The organism is Stenotrophomonas sp. STEN023, from assembly GCF_056760135.1.
In genome coordinates, this window is the sequence record NZ_JBRREF010000009.1 from 74,478 (window position 1) to 90,635 (window position 16,158).

General features: G+C 63.5%; 5 protein-coding genes. 4 read left to right on the forward strand and 1 reads right to left on the reverse strand.

Features of this window, described 5'->3' with window-relative positions:
• The first annotated feature begins 185 nt into the window (after positions 1–185).
• Positions 186–1,286, forward strand: a complete 1,101-nt coding sequence (locus ACVOLV_RS04275) for a serine hydrolase domain-containing protein (RefSeq protein WP_481553305.1) — start codon at positions 186–188, stop codon at positions 1,284–1,286.
• On the opposite strand, the gene ACVOLV_RS04280 is transcribed toward ACVOLV_RS04275, so the two are convergent.
• A complete protein-coding gene (locus tag ACVOLV_RS04280; RefSeq protein ID WP_481553300.1) occupies positions 1,270–2,877 on the reverse strand; it encodes a winged helix-turn-helix domain-containing protein in 1,608 nt (535 codons plus the stop codon). The two genes, ACVOLV_RS04275 and ACVOLV_RS04280, sit on opposite strands and share 17 nt — an antisense overlap.
• A gap of 1,118 nt (positions 2,878–3,995) precedes the next feature.
• On the opposite strand from ACVOLV_RS04280, the gene ACVOLV_RS04285 reads away from it, so the two are divergent.
• From ACVOLV_RS04285 to ACVOLV_RS04295, 3 genes are read left to right on the forward strand one after another with little or no spacing between them, the layout of a single operon-like run.
• The gene (locus tag ACVOLV_RS04285) at positions 3,996–11,795 is read left to right on the forward strand and encodes an SdrD B-like domain-containing protein (RefSeq protein ID WP_481553301.1); all 7,800 of its coding nucleotides are present in this window, start codon (positions 3,996–3,998) and stop codon (positions 11,793–11,795) included.
• A complete protein-coding gene (locus ACVOLV_RS04290; protein WP_481553302.1) occupies positions 11,762–15,040 on the forward strand; it encodes a hypothetical protein in 3,279 nt (1,092 codons plus the stop codon). Before ACVOLV_RS04285 ends, ACVOLV_RS04290 begins: the two co-directional genes overlap by 34 nt.
• 10 nt (positions 15,041–15,050) lie before the next feature.
• Complete coding sequence (locus ACVOLV_RS04295; RefSeq protein ID WP_481553303.1) at positions 15,051–16,064, forward strand: OmpA family protein; 1,014 nt, start codon at positions 15,051–15,053, stop codon at positions 16,062–16,064.
• Positions 16,065–16,158: the final 94 nt, after the last annotated feature.

Genomic DNA, 16,158 nt, shown 5'->3' on the forward strand with positions numbered 1-16,158 from the left:
TCGAGCGACGTCGGCTTCGCGGCTTACGCCGCTCCCACAAATCCAATAGACCTGCTGCCGCATTTTTGGTTTCGCCAAGTTGTTGATCGCGAAAGACTTCATAAATCTTCATGCAGGCATCAGGTGCTTCATTCGCGGGAATGTTCGGCTGGGCGCTCCACCCATGGAGCACCCCGATGTCATTGTTGATCCGCCTTCCCCTGTTCACCGCCCTGTTGCTGGGTACGGTCTCCGTCACCGCCGCGTCGTTGTCGCCGTCAGCTGATGACTGGACGCTCGCCGCTCCCGCCACGCATGGCCTTGATGCCGCCCGCTTCAGCGCCCTGGACGCTGCCATCAACAGCGGCCAGACACCGGATACCACCAGCGTGCTGGTGGTGCACCGGGGAGCGCTGGTGCATGAGACCTATTTCAACGGCGCTGATCGCAGCACCCTGCACAACACCCGCTCGCTGACCAAGAGCGTGACCGCGATGCTGGTAGGTGCTGCCATTGACCGCGGCATGATCAGTGGGGTGAAGGCGCCGGTGCTGGGTTTCTTTCCGGACAGGACGCCCGCGCACCCAGGTGCGTTCAAGAGCGCAATCACGCTCGAAGACCTGCTGACGATGAGCGCGCAGTGGGAGTGCGACGACAACAACGAGTACTCGGCCGGGCATGAGGAGCGCATGTATGTCAGCGCCGACTGGACCGGTTTCGCCCTGGACCTGCCAGAACGCGGCTATGCGTCGTGGAACAAGCGCCCTGCAGATAGTCCGCATGGGCGCGCCTTTGCCTACTGCACGGCCAACTCCTTCATGCTTGGAGCCATTGTCGAACGCGCCAGCGGCATGCCCTTGCAGCGCTTCGCCGCCGAGGTGCTGGAGCGGCCCTTGGGAATCGAGAAATCGGTGTGGAACCGTTCGTCCGAAGGGGTGGGAATGGGCGGTGGCGGCACCGAGTACCGCAGCCGCGACTTGGCCAAGCTGGGCCAGTTGCTGGTCGACGGTGGCCGCTGGAAAGGTCGCCAGGTGCTGCCCGTTGCGTGGACGCAGGCCATGATCCAGGTGCGCGCGCAGACCCCGTTCGATGCCGACTATGGTTACCAGATCTGGCGCTTCCCATTCACGGCCGGTGGCAAGCAGGTGCATGCCTGGGCGATGTCCGGCAATGGTGGCAATGCGGTGTTCGTGGTGCCGGAGAAGCAGCTGGTGGTGGTGGTCACGCGCACCCGCTTCAACCAGCGGGGCATGCACCAGGAAACCCAGAAGCTGCTGCAGGACTACATCCTCAGCGCGTTGCCGTAACCGCCAGGGCATCGGTTGGTAGCTGACCGGATGCGATCAATCGCGCCCGGTCGGCGGCCACTGCCGTATCAACGGCCTGCACTACTTGTGCGTAGCCCGGCGTGCTGCGAATCCCGTCCAGCAATGGCGACACCCGCAGGTAGCCGGCGTTGCGATAGCCGGCGGCTACTGCGGCCTGCAATGCCGACAGCGCTGCATCGCGGTCGCCGGCCAGCTCGGCCAGCAGTGCGGCATCGATGCCATCCTGCGCATCGCTGCCCTTGCCGAGCCCAGAACGCAGCTCGAGCGAACGGGCCCGCAGTACCGATGCGGCTGGTTTGGCTTCCGCAGCCACGATCCACGCCATCGTCATTGGCAGGCTGGCATGTGGCTTGAGCACGCGTGCCTGCCGCGCCGCGTTGCGTGCTGCATCGAGGTCGCCGCGGCGCAGTGCCAGCTCGGCGGCAAGCAGATACAGCTGTGCGTGTTCGGTACCGCGTGCTATCGCCTCTTCCATCGCGGCCTGCGCTTCACCGCTGCGGCCGTGTTCGTGGAGGAACTCCGGCCAGGCGATGTTGGAAAACACGTTGTCCGGGTACAACTGGAAGCTGCGTTTGTATCGGGCTTCAGCGGCTGCGGTGTAGCCGAGCAGGTCCAGGTTGGAGGCAACCTGCAGCTCCCAGAAGCGCACCCGCTCGGGATGACGCACCGCCATGTTGGCGGCGAGGGCGTCGCCCAAGCGTCCCTGGCGCGCATACAGGTAGGCCGCCGATGCACGGCTGGAATCGGCGCTCGGGTCCAGTTGCACTGCACGCTCATAGCCGACCAGCGCGGCCTGGATCTGGCCACGGCAATCGTGGCTATAGGCCAGCGCAGCATGGGCGGCAGCCGAGTTTGGTTGCCGGGCGATCACAGCCTCGGCCAAGGCCTGGGCCTGCTCGGCATCGGAGCTGCTGCCGTTGTACAGGCAGGTGCGGGCGGCCAGGGCACGGGCAATCCCGAGTTTCGCTTGTGCATCGTCGGGCGCTTCCTGCAGGCGTTGGCGGTACAAGACCAAGGCGCGTTCATTGTTCTCGTGCTGGCCGATGCCTGCGTAATAGTCGGCGCGTTGCAGCAGTGGTGAAGTCGCTGGCGTAGCCGGTCCCGGCCATTGCCACCAGACCAGACCGGTAGTGATCATGAGCAGACCAGCAGCCGCTGCGATTGCAAGGCGACGGGTTGCTGCCGCTGCCGAAGAGGGCGCAGCCGGAGGCGAGAATGCTGCCATCGCATCGTCTAGCCGTGGCTCGCTGCAGAGCTGGTAGCCCTGGCCGCGCACCGAACGCAGGTAGCGTGCCTGCCGGCCGTCGTCGCCCAGGGCCTGGCGCAACAGGCGCACACGTTGGGTGACGGTTTCCTCGTTGACGATGGCCGGTGCCCATATGTTGGCGATCAGAGCATCAAAGCCGACCACCCGAGTGCCCTGGGTCAGCAGATAGTGCAGCAGCCGGAAGCTGAGTCCGGCGACATCCAGAACCTGGCCGTCATCGCGCACCACGCGTTGCCGCGCTACATCGATACGCAGGTCATCGAGACGGTAGTGCAGGGGCGTGCCAGGCTGAAGGTCAGACATGAGAGCTGTGTTGTCGGGGGCAGTGCATCTGACGCGGCGATGGGAAGGCCGGGAGGGCAGGCATCATGACGGAGGACCTGCATGCCGATGCGCCGTCGACAGCTGCAGGTGTGCCATTGCGCAGCATTGCAGCTGCCGTGGGCAGTGCAAGGATGGTGAGCGCAGCGGAGCTGGTGGCGCAGGAGGCTTCCATGGCGGCCAAGAGTAACAGGCGAAACCCGGGTGGGGGATGGCGTGCATTGCACCTTTCCCAGCCATCGAGGCTTGCCTTGGCACCTGTAAAGGGGAGCGTTACGCAGGATGCTTCGGAATCGGGTGAACAGTGTGTGCGTGCAGATCAAGGCGCGACACGACGGCTCCGGCAGATGATCTGCGCAGACCAAGCAGGGCTCAGCAGCGAAAGCCGAGAATCGTGGGCTGACATCACTGCCTTCCAGAAAATAATTCATGCGGGTTGTCGGTTGTGACGAGCGGCAACAGCTCCGACAAGGTAGGTATCGCAAGTGAGTACGATCGGCGCTTTAGCCGATGCGTGACCACATCGGTAAACGTCGCTTGTTGGGTTTGCGGTTCGTGTTTCTCCATTCCCAATAAATTGTTGATTCGCTGGCCGATGCGGCTGGTTGCGGAAGAATGACCTGCAGGTGTTGGCTTTCCGGGTCAACCTGCGAACAGGCTGCCGGCGAGAGCCTCAATCGCTGGAGGGGATTTGGTTTTATGGCCTCTAGTTTTACTAGTGAAACTAAAAGAGGCGGCGTGTGTTGAGCATCGGAACGCGGTTTATTTTTGGTAATTCCGATCACACACCAAGTGCTCGTGTATTCAGCAAAATAAAAGCCATTTTTTTGACATCCGCTTCACGGATCCGCATGCAACGTTCGCCGCGGGGCATTCAGGTTGCTCAGGGTTTTGAGAAAGCGACACCGCGCAAGCGCGGTGATCGCTTCGCGCTGTAGATCAAGGCTGACTTTTGGCGCTGTTGCGTGGGAATGATGGCAGCGCCTTCTTTCGTGTAATGGGTGTTCTGGAGAGGTGCGATGTCGCAGTTGCTTGTGGCGGGTTCTCCGGTACGGCCTGATGGCGCTGCGCGCCTTTTGGGCAGATATCTTTTAGGTTCGATGCGTGTGCTGATTCTGCTGGGCTGGGCGCCAGTGGCCGCTGCGGCAAACCTGGGAATCAACAGCCTTTCCGAGACTGCTGATCCGGTGCCGGCAGGTGGCGTCATCGAATACAAGCTGGTGCTCTCCAACGGTGGCCCTGAAGCGGTGCCAGATGCGATTGCTGCATTCGATCTCCCGGCCGGGACCACTGCGGTTAACCTGCCGGCTTACTGCAGCGTCGATGCCGTGGTCAGCACGCGCGTCGTCTGCGTCATTCCCCAGGCGCTCAATAACGGTGACTCCTTCGAGATAGACCTGCAGGTAAGTACAGCAGGGCTTGGACCCGGTACCGTTGATATCGTCGCTGCGTTGGGCCGCCAACCTGCACCTGCCGCCGGCACACCGCTTGCCAGCCTGCAACCCACCGATCCGTTCTTCGCCGGTGATTCCAACGCAGGTGACAACCTCGCAACGCAGAACACGACCCTGACGCAGTCCGGCGATCTGAGCATGGCCAAGAGCGCCACTCCTGATCCTGTCGTTGCCGGCAGTGAAGTGACGTACACCATTACCGTCACCAACAACGGTCCCAGCATCTCAACCAATTTCAACGTCGCCGATACCTTGCCCAGCGGTGTTACCTACGTGCCTGGCAGTGCGCAGGCTGTTGCTGGCAGCTGGAACTTCAACAACCAGAACGGCACCCATGCGGGCGCGCTCGGTGTGGGCCAGAGCGCGACCTATACCTTCAGGGGCAGGGTCGACGTGGCCAGTGGCAGCGTGGTCAATACCGCCACGGTCAACGCGGTTGGTACCCCTGATCCGAACAACGGCAACAACACCGATGATGCGGCCGTAACCATCGCTGCCGGCGCCGACCTTGCCATCGACAAGACCGCGACGCCTGTTCCAGCCTTGCCAGGCGAATTGATCACGTTCACGGTGACGGTGACCAACAATGGCCCGAGTCCGGCCGAGAACGTGACCTGGACCGACCCGATGCCGGCCGGCTTCCTGATCGAAAGTACCGCGAATGCGCCTGGGTGGAACTGCACAACCAATGGCGCCAGCACCGTGCACGGCTGTGTCTTGCCGGCCCCGGCCACCTTGGCAGTAGGTGCCAGTGCAACGTTCACCATTGTCGCCCGGGTACCGTTGACCGGCCCCGGCAGCAATGGCGCGGTGGCCAACACCGCAACCGTCAGCGGCAGCCTGCCCGATACCAATGCCGTCAACAACGACAGCACCGCGAACTTCACCGTGCTGCCGAACGGTGCCGACCTGAGTCTCGGCAAGACCAAGGCGCCGCAGCTGGTGCCTACCTGGCCTGGACCGGGCCAGCCCCCGGCCGGTAGCGGCTACATCATCACCTCCACGATCAACGTCACGAACCAGGGCCCGGCACCGGCGCTCAGCGATGTGCAGGTGGTTGATACGCTGGCAATCGGCGAAGAGTACTTCCCATCCAACACCACACCTTGGACCTGCACGGCGACACCGTATGTTGCAGGTACGCGGCAGATAGTCACCTGCAACCTCAACCCGGACCAGTATCCGCTGGCGATGGGCCAAAGCGCCGCGCCACTGCGGCTGCAGAGCTTCGCTCATCCCGAGGCCGAAGGTTCCACATTGACCAATACCGCCTGTACAGGTGGAAGCGGCAACTCGCTGGAGCCCGGTACCGGCAGCGGCCTTGGCGACCCGAACAACGTCAACGACTGCAACGGTGCCGGCATTACCCCGTCGCCGCTGCGCGCCGACCTGAGTATCGCCAAGCGTACCAACGGCGTAGGCACCACCGACAACACCTTGCCGATCGGCTATACCGGCATGAGCTACACCATCACGGTAAGCAACGCCGGACCGGATGCCAGCACCGGTGTGGTGGTCGAGGACACGCTGCCGGGTTTCCTGGCCGGGCGCACCAGTGCCAGCGTGCAGGCACCGGCCAACTGGACCTGCTCGGTCAGTGCGTCGGGTGGCCTGCATTGCGAGTCCGGCACAACGGCTCTGGCGGCCAATACATCAATCGATATCGTGGTCAATCTGAGCGGCCCCTTGGCCGACAGTGCCTCGCGTCCGGCGGCTACCTGCGGTTCCAGTACCGCACCGGCAGGTTCCTGGTGCAATACCGCCGGTGCAGGCATTGACCCGTCGGTGCCGGGTGCTGCCGGTGAGATCGACCCGGGCAACAACACCGGCTCGGACTATGTGCGCGTGCCGCGGGTGTCCAACGTAAAGACCGTGGCCAAGAACATCACCACCGGCGCGACGGGTGGCGTTGGCATCGACACCATCTATCGCATCGACTACCTCAACGAAGGCCCATCGCTGGCGCCGGCTGTGGTGTTCCGCGATGTGATCAACCTGCGCGCGGATGACCCCGGTTTTACCTTGGTCAACGACACCCGCAGTGGTGGTGGCAGCACGGTGTGTGTTCCGACCGCAACCGGTGGCGTGACGCTGTCGCCGGGCAGCGGCGGTCTGCTCAATGTCACCTCCAATGGCGCCGCCGCGGGTACGCTGATATTGACCTGTACGCCACTGGATATACCGGGGGGACAGCAACACACGATGACCGTGCAGATCCGGCCGTTGGACGATCCAATCGCCGGTGGTCCATTGCGGGTTTACACCAATACCGCCGACTTCTTCTTCGATCGTGATGGTGACGGCACGCCTGACGCCAGCGGCGGCGTCGATGTCAATGGCGAGTTCGAGTACAACAGCATTGCTACTGAGGCGGATGACGAAAAAACCGCCATCCTGACGGTGGCCGACGGTGACGTGGACCTGGTAGTCAACAAGGACGACACCGGCTTTACCGGCGGCGTGGATCCCTTGCCCTACGATCCCAACGATCCCAGCGGCAACTTCATCACCTATCGGGTCAGTGTGCTGAATCTGGGGCCGTCGGTGGCTAGCAGCGTGACCATCACCGACAGCATCACCCCGGAAGCAGGCAAGACCTTGCACTTCGTCGGCTCCTCGCCATCGCCGACCGGTCCGTTCGCAGCGATCAGATGCCCGTTGACGGCGGGTAGCAACCCAACCGTCGGCGCTACGATGACGGTGGAATGCGAAGTGCCTGGCGCAGGTTTCCCCGGTAACGATACCGTGGGTGTGATTGGCATCAACGCCACTTCCTTCCTGTATCTGCGCTATCAGTATTCGTCGCAGCCCGGCGCGGGCGGCGACGTGCTCACCAACGTGGCGGTGGCTGACTCTGCGGAGCCTGAGCGCAATCCGGCCAACAACAGCGAAGGCGAGACCACGGCGATCCGCAGCAAGGTGGACCTTTCGATCAGCAAACGCGCCGTATCCAGGCTCACGCCGCCGGATCCTGATCCCAGCGTGGCGCTGCCGCCGGTCGTGAGCACGGTGTCGATACGCGAGCCGTTCTTCTGGGTGTTCGATGTGCAGAACAACGGCCCGGGCAACAGCTTGTCGCGAGACCGCAGTGGCAGTAGCCCGCTCAACGGGACCGGCACGGTGATTGTCGATACGCTGCCACCGGACATGGTGGTTACCGGCACGTCGATCAGCTGGCGCAAGATCGGGCCGGATATTGCCAGTCTGCTGGATGATCAACCCAATGGCACTGGCAGCTGCAGCCAGAACGGGCAGAACGTCATCTGCAATGTAGGTGACGTGACTTCGGAGGGCGCCAACCACGGGCGCGTGCGGGTGATCATTCCGGTGCGCTGGGATGTGCTTCCGCCCGGCGGTAATGCAATCAATGCCGTGGCCGTGAGCACCGAGCAGGTTGACGTCGATGCGGGCAACAATACCGCCACCGCCCCGATCAATGTCACCGCATCCACGCTCACCGGTACGGTATTCCAGGACCGTGACCGTAGTGGTGGAAACGGTGGCGTTCCCCAGGCGGCTGCGGTCGAACCGCGTATCGCCAATGTCAGTTTGGCGTTGAGCGGCACCGACGAATATGACAACCCGGTCAACCTCACTACGATCACCGATGCCAATGGCGACTACAGTTTCGGCAATCTGTCACCATCGAACTCAAGTGGCTACAGCATCGCGCAGACGCAACCATTGGGCTTTGCCAATGGTCCGGTGGATCCGCCGGTCAGCGGACCGTTGGCACCGTCGCTCGGCGGCATCTATGCGGCCGGTGCGCCGAACTCCAGCTACAGCGCCATTCCGGTGCCGGTCAACAGCAATGGCGTGCGCTACAACTTCCCCGAGTTCATCAACGCGCGCTTGTCTGGCTTTGTTTACGTGGATGCCGATTTCAACAATCTGCGCACCGCCGGCAGCGACCCGGCGATTGCCGGTGCAACCGTCGAGTTGCTCGACGCTGCCAGCTCGGCCGTGCTGCGGACCACAACCACTGATGCAACTGGCGCGTATCAGTTCATCGATCTCGATCCCAGCCGCAGCTACACGCTGCGCGAGCCGCTGCCTGCGGGCATGTACCGGAACCGCTCGACGGCGGTGAATCCAGGCACCGTCAATGGCGCGGCCTGCCCCAGCGGTTGTGTGCCAGGCACTGCCGTGTCTGGCGACACCTCCACCACCGATCGCATCAGCCAGATTGATCTCAGCCTGGGTATCGGTGCCAGCGAAGGCCTGAACTTCAACTTCGGCGAGGAGCCGGTGGGTAGCTCACTGGCCGGCAAGGTGTGGCTGGATGCCAACAACAACGGTCTCATCGACAACGGCGAAACCGGTATCGCCGGCGTCGACATCCAGCTCACCGGAACCGACCGCGACAACCGTCCTGTGATGCTCAGCCAGTCGACCGATGCCAATGGTGCGTATCTGTTCGCCGGGCTGGTACCCGGTACTTACATCGTCACCGAGCCCGACCAGCCCGCCAATACCCGCAACGGCATCACGGTCGCCGGCAGCACCGGTGGTACGGCAACAGCGGTCAGCGTTACCCCATCGGTCATCAGTGCCATCGTGTTGGACCTGGATGAGGCGAGCATCGACAACAACTTCGGCGAGATCGCCAGTTCGTCGATTGCCGGCCGGGTGTATTACGACAACAACAAGAACGGCGTCATCGACGCGGGTGAATCCGGTATTGCCAATGTCACCCTGCAGCTCACCGGCGACGACGACCTGCCAGCAGGCAATCTGCGTGCGATCGTGCCGCCGGTCAGCGTGGTCACCGACGCCAATGGTGCCTATCTGTTCGACAACCTGCGTCCGGGCACCTATACCGTCACCGAACCCAACCAGCCGCCGGACACCACCAACGGCATCACCACAGCGGGGACGGTCAATGGTGCGCCGATGGGCGTTGCCACGCCGGTGGCCACGGTGCCGTCGGCAATCAGCGCGATCACCCTGACCTTGGGTCAGGTATCGATCGAGCAGAATTTTGGCGAGATAGCCGATACGCCGGATCTTGTGGTCAGCAAGCGTGCTGAACCAATCCGGTTCACCGTCAACAATACGGCTACTTACACCGTGCGCGTGCGCAACATCGGCCCGCAGCCCAGTGTGGGCAGCTATCAGGTGGATGACCGTTTGCCGACAGGCATCACCCTGGCCGCAACCCCGACCGGCAATGCCTGGAGTTGCGCAGGTGCGCCTGGCGCAGACCGGTTCAGCTGCACCAGCAGCACGGTGCTGGCCAGCGGTGCTACCTCGCCCGATGCCATCACGGTAAGCGTGGCCGTGAGTGCTGCAGCCGCAGCGGCATCGCCGATCCACAATGCGGTGATCGTGCGCGGTGGTGGTGAAGATGCCGACCATGCGCCGTCGCCGGCCGAACAGGGCGCGTTCGACGGTGACGTGACCCAGCTGCCGCTGTGCGACCCGGCCATAACCCAGAATGCCTGCCAGCTGCTCACCGAGGTGCAGGATGCCGCATCGCTGTCAGGCACGGTCTGGTTCGACATCGGCAGTGATGACGCCTTGCTTGATGGTGGCGACGTGCGCCTGCCGAACTGGACCGTGGAGTTGTACGACCCGGCCAGCAGCCAGGTCATCCGCACCGCCAGCACTGGTGCAGATGGCAGCTATCGTTTCAACGACCTGCTGCCGGGCACGCGCTACGAAGTACGCTTCCGGCATCCGCAGAGCGGGGTGCTATGGGGCTTCCCGGTAACCGGCGAAACCGCTGCCGGCCCGCCTGCACCATGCAACTCGGGCAACGCGATCAACAACGGCACCAGCAGCACTTGTCGCGTTGACGGCGACGGCATCACCCAGCTGGAAGTGGTGTTGCGCGCTGGCGAGAACCTGCCGCAGCAGAGCCTGCCGGTGGACCCGAGCGGCGTTGTCTATGACGCGGTAACCCGCAACCCGGTGCAGGGTGCAATCGTGACCCTGGCGCCGGTGGGCATGTGTGCTGGCTATGACCCGGCGACCGGCGTGCTCAATGGCGGGCAGGGCGGCTACAGCATCAGTGGCAACCAGATATCGATGACGGTTGGCAGCGATGGCTACTACCAGTTCCTGCTGGGGCCGGCCGCGCCCAGCCGCTGCGAGTTCCAGCTGACGGTGACACCACCGGCCGGCTATACCTTCCGGTCGGCGATCATCCCGGCCGAAGCCAGCAGCCTCTCGCCGCCAGGCATATCGGGCACCACCTTCAAGGTGCAGCCGCAGGCGACGGCGCCGACCGCGCCGGTTGGCACTGGCACGCAGTACTTCCTGGGCCTGTTTGCCGGTTCGGCCACTGCCAGCATCGTGCATAACCACCTGCCGCTGGATCCGGCGGTGGCGCCGGGTCTGGTGATCAGCAAGACCGGTGACAAGCAGGTCGTCGAGATCGGTGACACCATGCTGTACACCATCAGCATCCGCCAGACGGCGGGTGAGCCGCTGCAGACGGTCAATGTCATCGACAACCTGCCACCTGGCTTCACCTATATCAACGGCACGGCGCGGGTGGACGGCGGCGGCATTGCCGATCCGTTCGGCAAGCCTGGCCCGCGGCTGGTGTTCAATGTTGGCGGCATCAGCCTGGGCCAGCAGAAGCTGCTGACCTACCGCGTACGCATCGGCGTGGGTGCGATGCAGGGCGACGGCATCAATCGCGCGCAGGCGCATGGTTGTTCCACGGTGGGTGGCTGCGTTGACCCGGGCACCTTGTATCCGTATCCGGGTGGGGTGACCTCCAACCCGGCGCAGTACCGGGTGCGGGTGACGGGGGGCGTGTTCACCGACGAGGCCTGCGTACTGGGCAAGATCTACGTGGACAGCAACAACAACCACCTGCAGGACCGCGAGGAGATCGGTATCCCGGGCGTGCGCCTGTACTTCAATGACGGCACCTGGATGGTGTCCGATTCGGAAGGCAAGTACAGCTACTGCGGCTTGCCACCGAAGAGCCATACGCTGAAGGTGGATGCCAGCACCTTGCCGCGCGGCTCGCGCCTGACCACCAGCAGCAACCGCAATCTGGGTGATGCTGACAGCCTGTTCATCGATTTGAAGAACGGCGAGCTGCACCGTGCCGACTTCATTGAAGGCAGCGGCTCAAACGAAGTGCTGGAGCAGGTCAAGGCCCGCCGTACGCAGGGCGAAATCGGCGCACCGGAAACCGAACTGCCGGGCCTGCCACTGAGCTTCCAGGCACAGCCGCTGCGCGCGCCGATTGGTGCGACCGATTCGGCAAACCAGGTGCCGGGCATTGTTGCGCCGCGCGGCACCGAGCGGCTGACAGCTGCACAGCGCGGAGCCGGTAACCCGGTGGTGCAGGGCGGCGCCAACGCGGCTGCAGTCACGGCCGAGGGAGGTCCGCCGGCAGCTGCGGTCGCAGGAGCTGCGCAGGTCGGCCAGGTGCAGGAGAGGTTGCGACGTTGGCGGACAGCCATCGCTTCGACGGAGCATTGAGCTCCAGCACCGTTGCCAACCCGCAGTCGCTGGGTTCAAGCGATGGGCAGCCGCAGGCGATCGATCTACAGTCCGGCGCCGTCGATTACAGCGTCAATTCGGATGTGGATACGCTGCGGGTGGACGTGGATCGCGATGGCGTGCCCGCCGATGGGCAGTCGCCGGTACATGTGCGGGTCCAGCTGTTGGGCGCCGATGGCAAGCTGCTGGCGGGCAAGCGCTTCGCCACCATCGAATACAGCGGTGGGCGGGTGCGCTTGATGGGTGGCCGCACCGACGAGCTCGGGCCGGGTCGCCTGGATGCCGACCGTGGCACGCCGGGTATCCAGCTGCCGGTCGAGAACGGCAGCGCCGAGTTCGATCTGCTGGCGCCTGACGTGCCGCAGGACGTGCTGGTGCGCATCACCTCCGGAGGTGTCACCGCCGAGAACACGGTCAGTTTCCTGCCGGAGATGCGCGAGCTGCTGGCAACCGGTCTGGTCGAAGGCGTCGTCAACTTCCGCAACGGTGCCACCTTGGACACGGCGCGGCGTGACGATGGCTTCGACCGTGACATCCGCCGCTGGGAGCGCAACTTCAACAGCGGCAAGGCCAACGCAGCCGCACGCACCGCCTTCTTCGTCAAGGGCAAGATCAAAGGCGAGTACCTGCTTACCGCCGCCTACGACTCGGACAAGGAGGTGCGCGGCCGCTTGTTGCGTGACATCCAGCCGGAAGAGTTCTATCCGGTCTACGGTGACTCGTCCCTGCGTGGCTTCGATGCACGCTCGGCCGAGCGGTTGTACGTGCGCGTCGACAAGAACCGCAGCTACATGATGTATGGCGATTTCCAGACCGGCGATACGTTGACCACGCAAACCGGCATCAGTGCCAGCGGCAAGGCGGTGATGCGCAGCCTGGGCACCTATAACCGCACCGCGACTGGATTCGGTTGGCACTTCGAGGGCAAGCGTGTGCGCGGCAATGTGTTCGCCATGGAGGATTCATTGCGGCAGGTGATCGATGAGTTCCCCAGCCAGGGTAGCGGGCCGTATGCGCTGCGCAACAGCGCCGTGCTGGAAGGCAGTGAGCGGGTAGAGGTGATCACCCGCGACCGCAACCAGCCCAGTCGCATCATCAATGTGCGTGGTTTGGGGCGGCTGATCGACTACAGTTTTGAGCCGTTCTCCGGGCGCATCCTGCTCAACAGCTTCCTGCCTGCTTTCGACAGCGAGTTGAACCCGATTTCGCTGCGGGTGACCTATGAGCTGGACCAAGGCACCGAGAAGTTCTGGGTGTATGGTGTGGATGCCCAGTTCCGCGTCAACAAGTACGTCGAAGCTGGCGCGTCGTATGTGAAGGACGAGAATCCTTTCGCTGCATTCGAAATGGGCAGCGCCAACCTGGGCTTCCGCTTCGGGCCCAACACCTGGATGGTGCTGGAAGCGGCGCGTACCGAGAGCGAGGTCAATACCAACGCCATCAACCAGTACGCAACGCCCGGCCTGCAGAACCTTAGCGGTGACATCGCAGGCAACGCCTACCGGCTTGAGTTCGCCCACGATGGCAAGGCATTCGATGCGCGGCTGTTTGCTGGCCGCAGTGATCCGACCTTCAACAACCCGTCCTCGCCGTTGTATGGCGGGCGTGGTGAGTACGACCTGGAGCTGAACTGGACGGTCAACGAGCGCTTCCAGATCTACGTGGAGGCCATGCGCAGCGAGGACCGCAACCCGGATGGTGGTGATCGCGATGCGGGCGGTGCAGGTGTGCGCATCGATGCGACCAAGCGGCTGACGTTTGATCTGGGCGTGCGCAGCATTCGCGAGACCATTGGTGCCTACTCGCCGTGGTCATCATTGGCGCCCTTTGGCAGTACCGGTGGTCTTAGTGGCGGCTTCGCCACAGGCGCGGCCGGCGGTGCGCTGGGGTATGGCCAGCAACCACTGGATCCCTTGACCGGCCTGCCGATCATCCGCAGCGGCGGCACGGTGCCCACCAGCAGCCTGCCGATTGGCACCAAGCTGGAGTCGGACAGCGTGCATGTCGGTGCAGGCTACAAAGTCACCGACAAGCTGGTGCTGGGCGGCGAGTACGAACAGGACGTCAATGGCGAGGACCGCAACCGGGTTGCCCTGGGTGCTGACTACCAGTTGCGCGAGCGCAATCGACTGTATGGCCGCTACGAGAAGCAGACCGGCCTGACCAGCGCCTACGGCATCACGACCACCGACAGGGAAAGTGATGCGTTGGTATTCGGTGTGGACAGCACGTACCTCAAGGACACCCAGGTGTTCAGCGAGTACCGCCTCCGCGATGCCATTGCCGGACGCGATGTGCAGATGGCATCGGGTATCCGCAACGACTGGAGCGTGCGCGAAGGCCTGCGCCTGAGCACCGCCGCTGAGCACGTCAAGATTTACGACGGCGACAGTGGCGATTCCACGGCCTTGGCCCTGGGTCTGGACTACAGCGCCAACCCGCTCTGGCGTGGTGCCATGCGCCTGGAGTACCGCATCTCAGGTGACGTAGACAGCACGCCCGCCACCAACGAGGAGTTCAACACCACGCTGTTCCAGCTGATGTGGGCACGCAAGCTCAACCGTGACTGGACGCTGCTTGCCCGCAACTACCTGCTTGCCACCGACTACAAGGCACGCGGTGACGTCATGCAGGACCGCTTCCAGTTTGGCGTTGCCTACCGCGATACCGACAGGAACCGCATCAATGCGCTGGCCAGGTACGAGTACAAATTGGAGTCCGACAAGAGCGGCATGGGTGCCGATGGTACCTCGCTGCAGGACGTGGGCCAGGACATCCGCACTGCCGCCCACATCGTCTCGACGCATGCCGACTGGCATCCGTCACGGCCGTGGTGGCTGACCGGCCGCATTGCAGCCAAGTGGCAGAAAGACCGTTTCGCCTACAACGACGGGACGCGAGTGGATGACAGCTTCCGTGGCGTGCTGCTCTCCGGCCGCGTGGTGTACGACATCACCGAGAACTGGGATGTTGGCCTGCTCGGGACCACCTTCCGTGGTGACTACGGCAGCAACCAGTACGCTTATGGCTTGGAGGTTGGGCGGCTATTGCGGCAGAACCTGTGGCTGTCTGCGGGCTACAACTTCGTTGGCTTCGAGGCCGATCCGGATCTGGCCGGCTACGAGTACACCGACGAAGGCGCCTTCATCCGCCTGCGTTTCAAATTCGACGAGGATCTCTTCCGTCGCGACGACAACCGCTACCGCAAGCCGGCGCAGCATTGAGGACCCTGACATGACACTTCGTCGCACGCGACTGATGATGGGAATACTGCTGGGCACCGCCTGCACGGCACCGTTGGCGGCGCAGCAGCCAGATGCGGGACAACGCACCGCGTTGTTGCCGCAGAAGGCCCGTATCACCGATGAGGCGCTGTACGCGGATCATTCCCGCTACCAGGCCACCCAGAACAGGATCCAGGCGCTCAACGACGGTGGGCGCCCGGTACGCGATTACCACCTGTCCAAGGCGCAATGCTGGCTGGATGTGTCCTTCCACGAGTACAGCCGCAATGACCGCAGCGATTTCCCGCAGCTGGCGTTGGATGAGTCGGTGAAGTTGATTGATGGCATGGAGCGCAGCGTTTCGCCGATGCCGACGGACACACCCCTGGTGAACGATGCGCGCTATTTGCGCGAGGACTTGTGGAAGCGTCTGCGCGTCATCCACGGAACCCCGGGGTTTGAATGCGCGCAGCAGGCAGTGGCCTGTGGCGAGGTCGAGCTGGTGCATGCCGGCAACGAATTCAACCAGCAGCAGTGGCGGCACTCGAAGCCATATATCCAGATTGCCGAAGACCTCACCAATGACGCCGAGGCGCTGGCCAGGCAGTGTGTCGTTGCGCCCGCGATCACCGCACCACAGGAAGCGGTGCTCACCGCCAACGTGGTGTTTGACTTCGACAAGGACAGGCAGCGGAATATCCGTGCCGAGTCGCTACGCGGATTGGATGATGTTCTACGCCGCATTGGCGAAGAGAAGCGAACCATTACCGGTGTGCAGCTGGTCGGTCATGCCGACCGCCTGAAGGGGCCAACCGATCAGTACAACCAGGGCCTGTCCGAACGCCGTGCACAGACCGTGCGTCAGCTGCTGATCAGCAGAGGAATTGCTGCGGACGTGATCAGCTACCAATGGCGCGGTGACAGCGAGCAGGTACAGGCCTGCGACGGCATGAGCGGAGCGAAGCTGAGGGAGTGCCTCTTGCCCAATCGGCGGGTGGAAGTGAAGTTCAATACGACGCGGTGAGTTCTGCGGGAAACCGGCAAAACCGGGGTGGGGGGGGGGGGTTGTGGGGGGGCACCCCCCCCAACCCCCCCGGGGCGGGGGACCAGGCACGGCC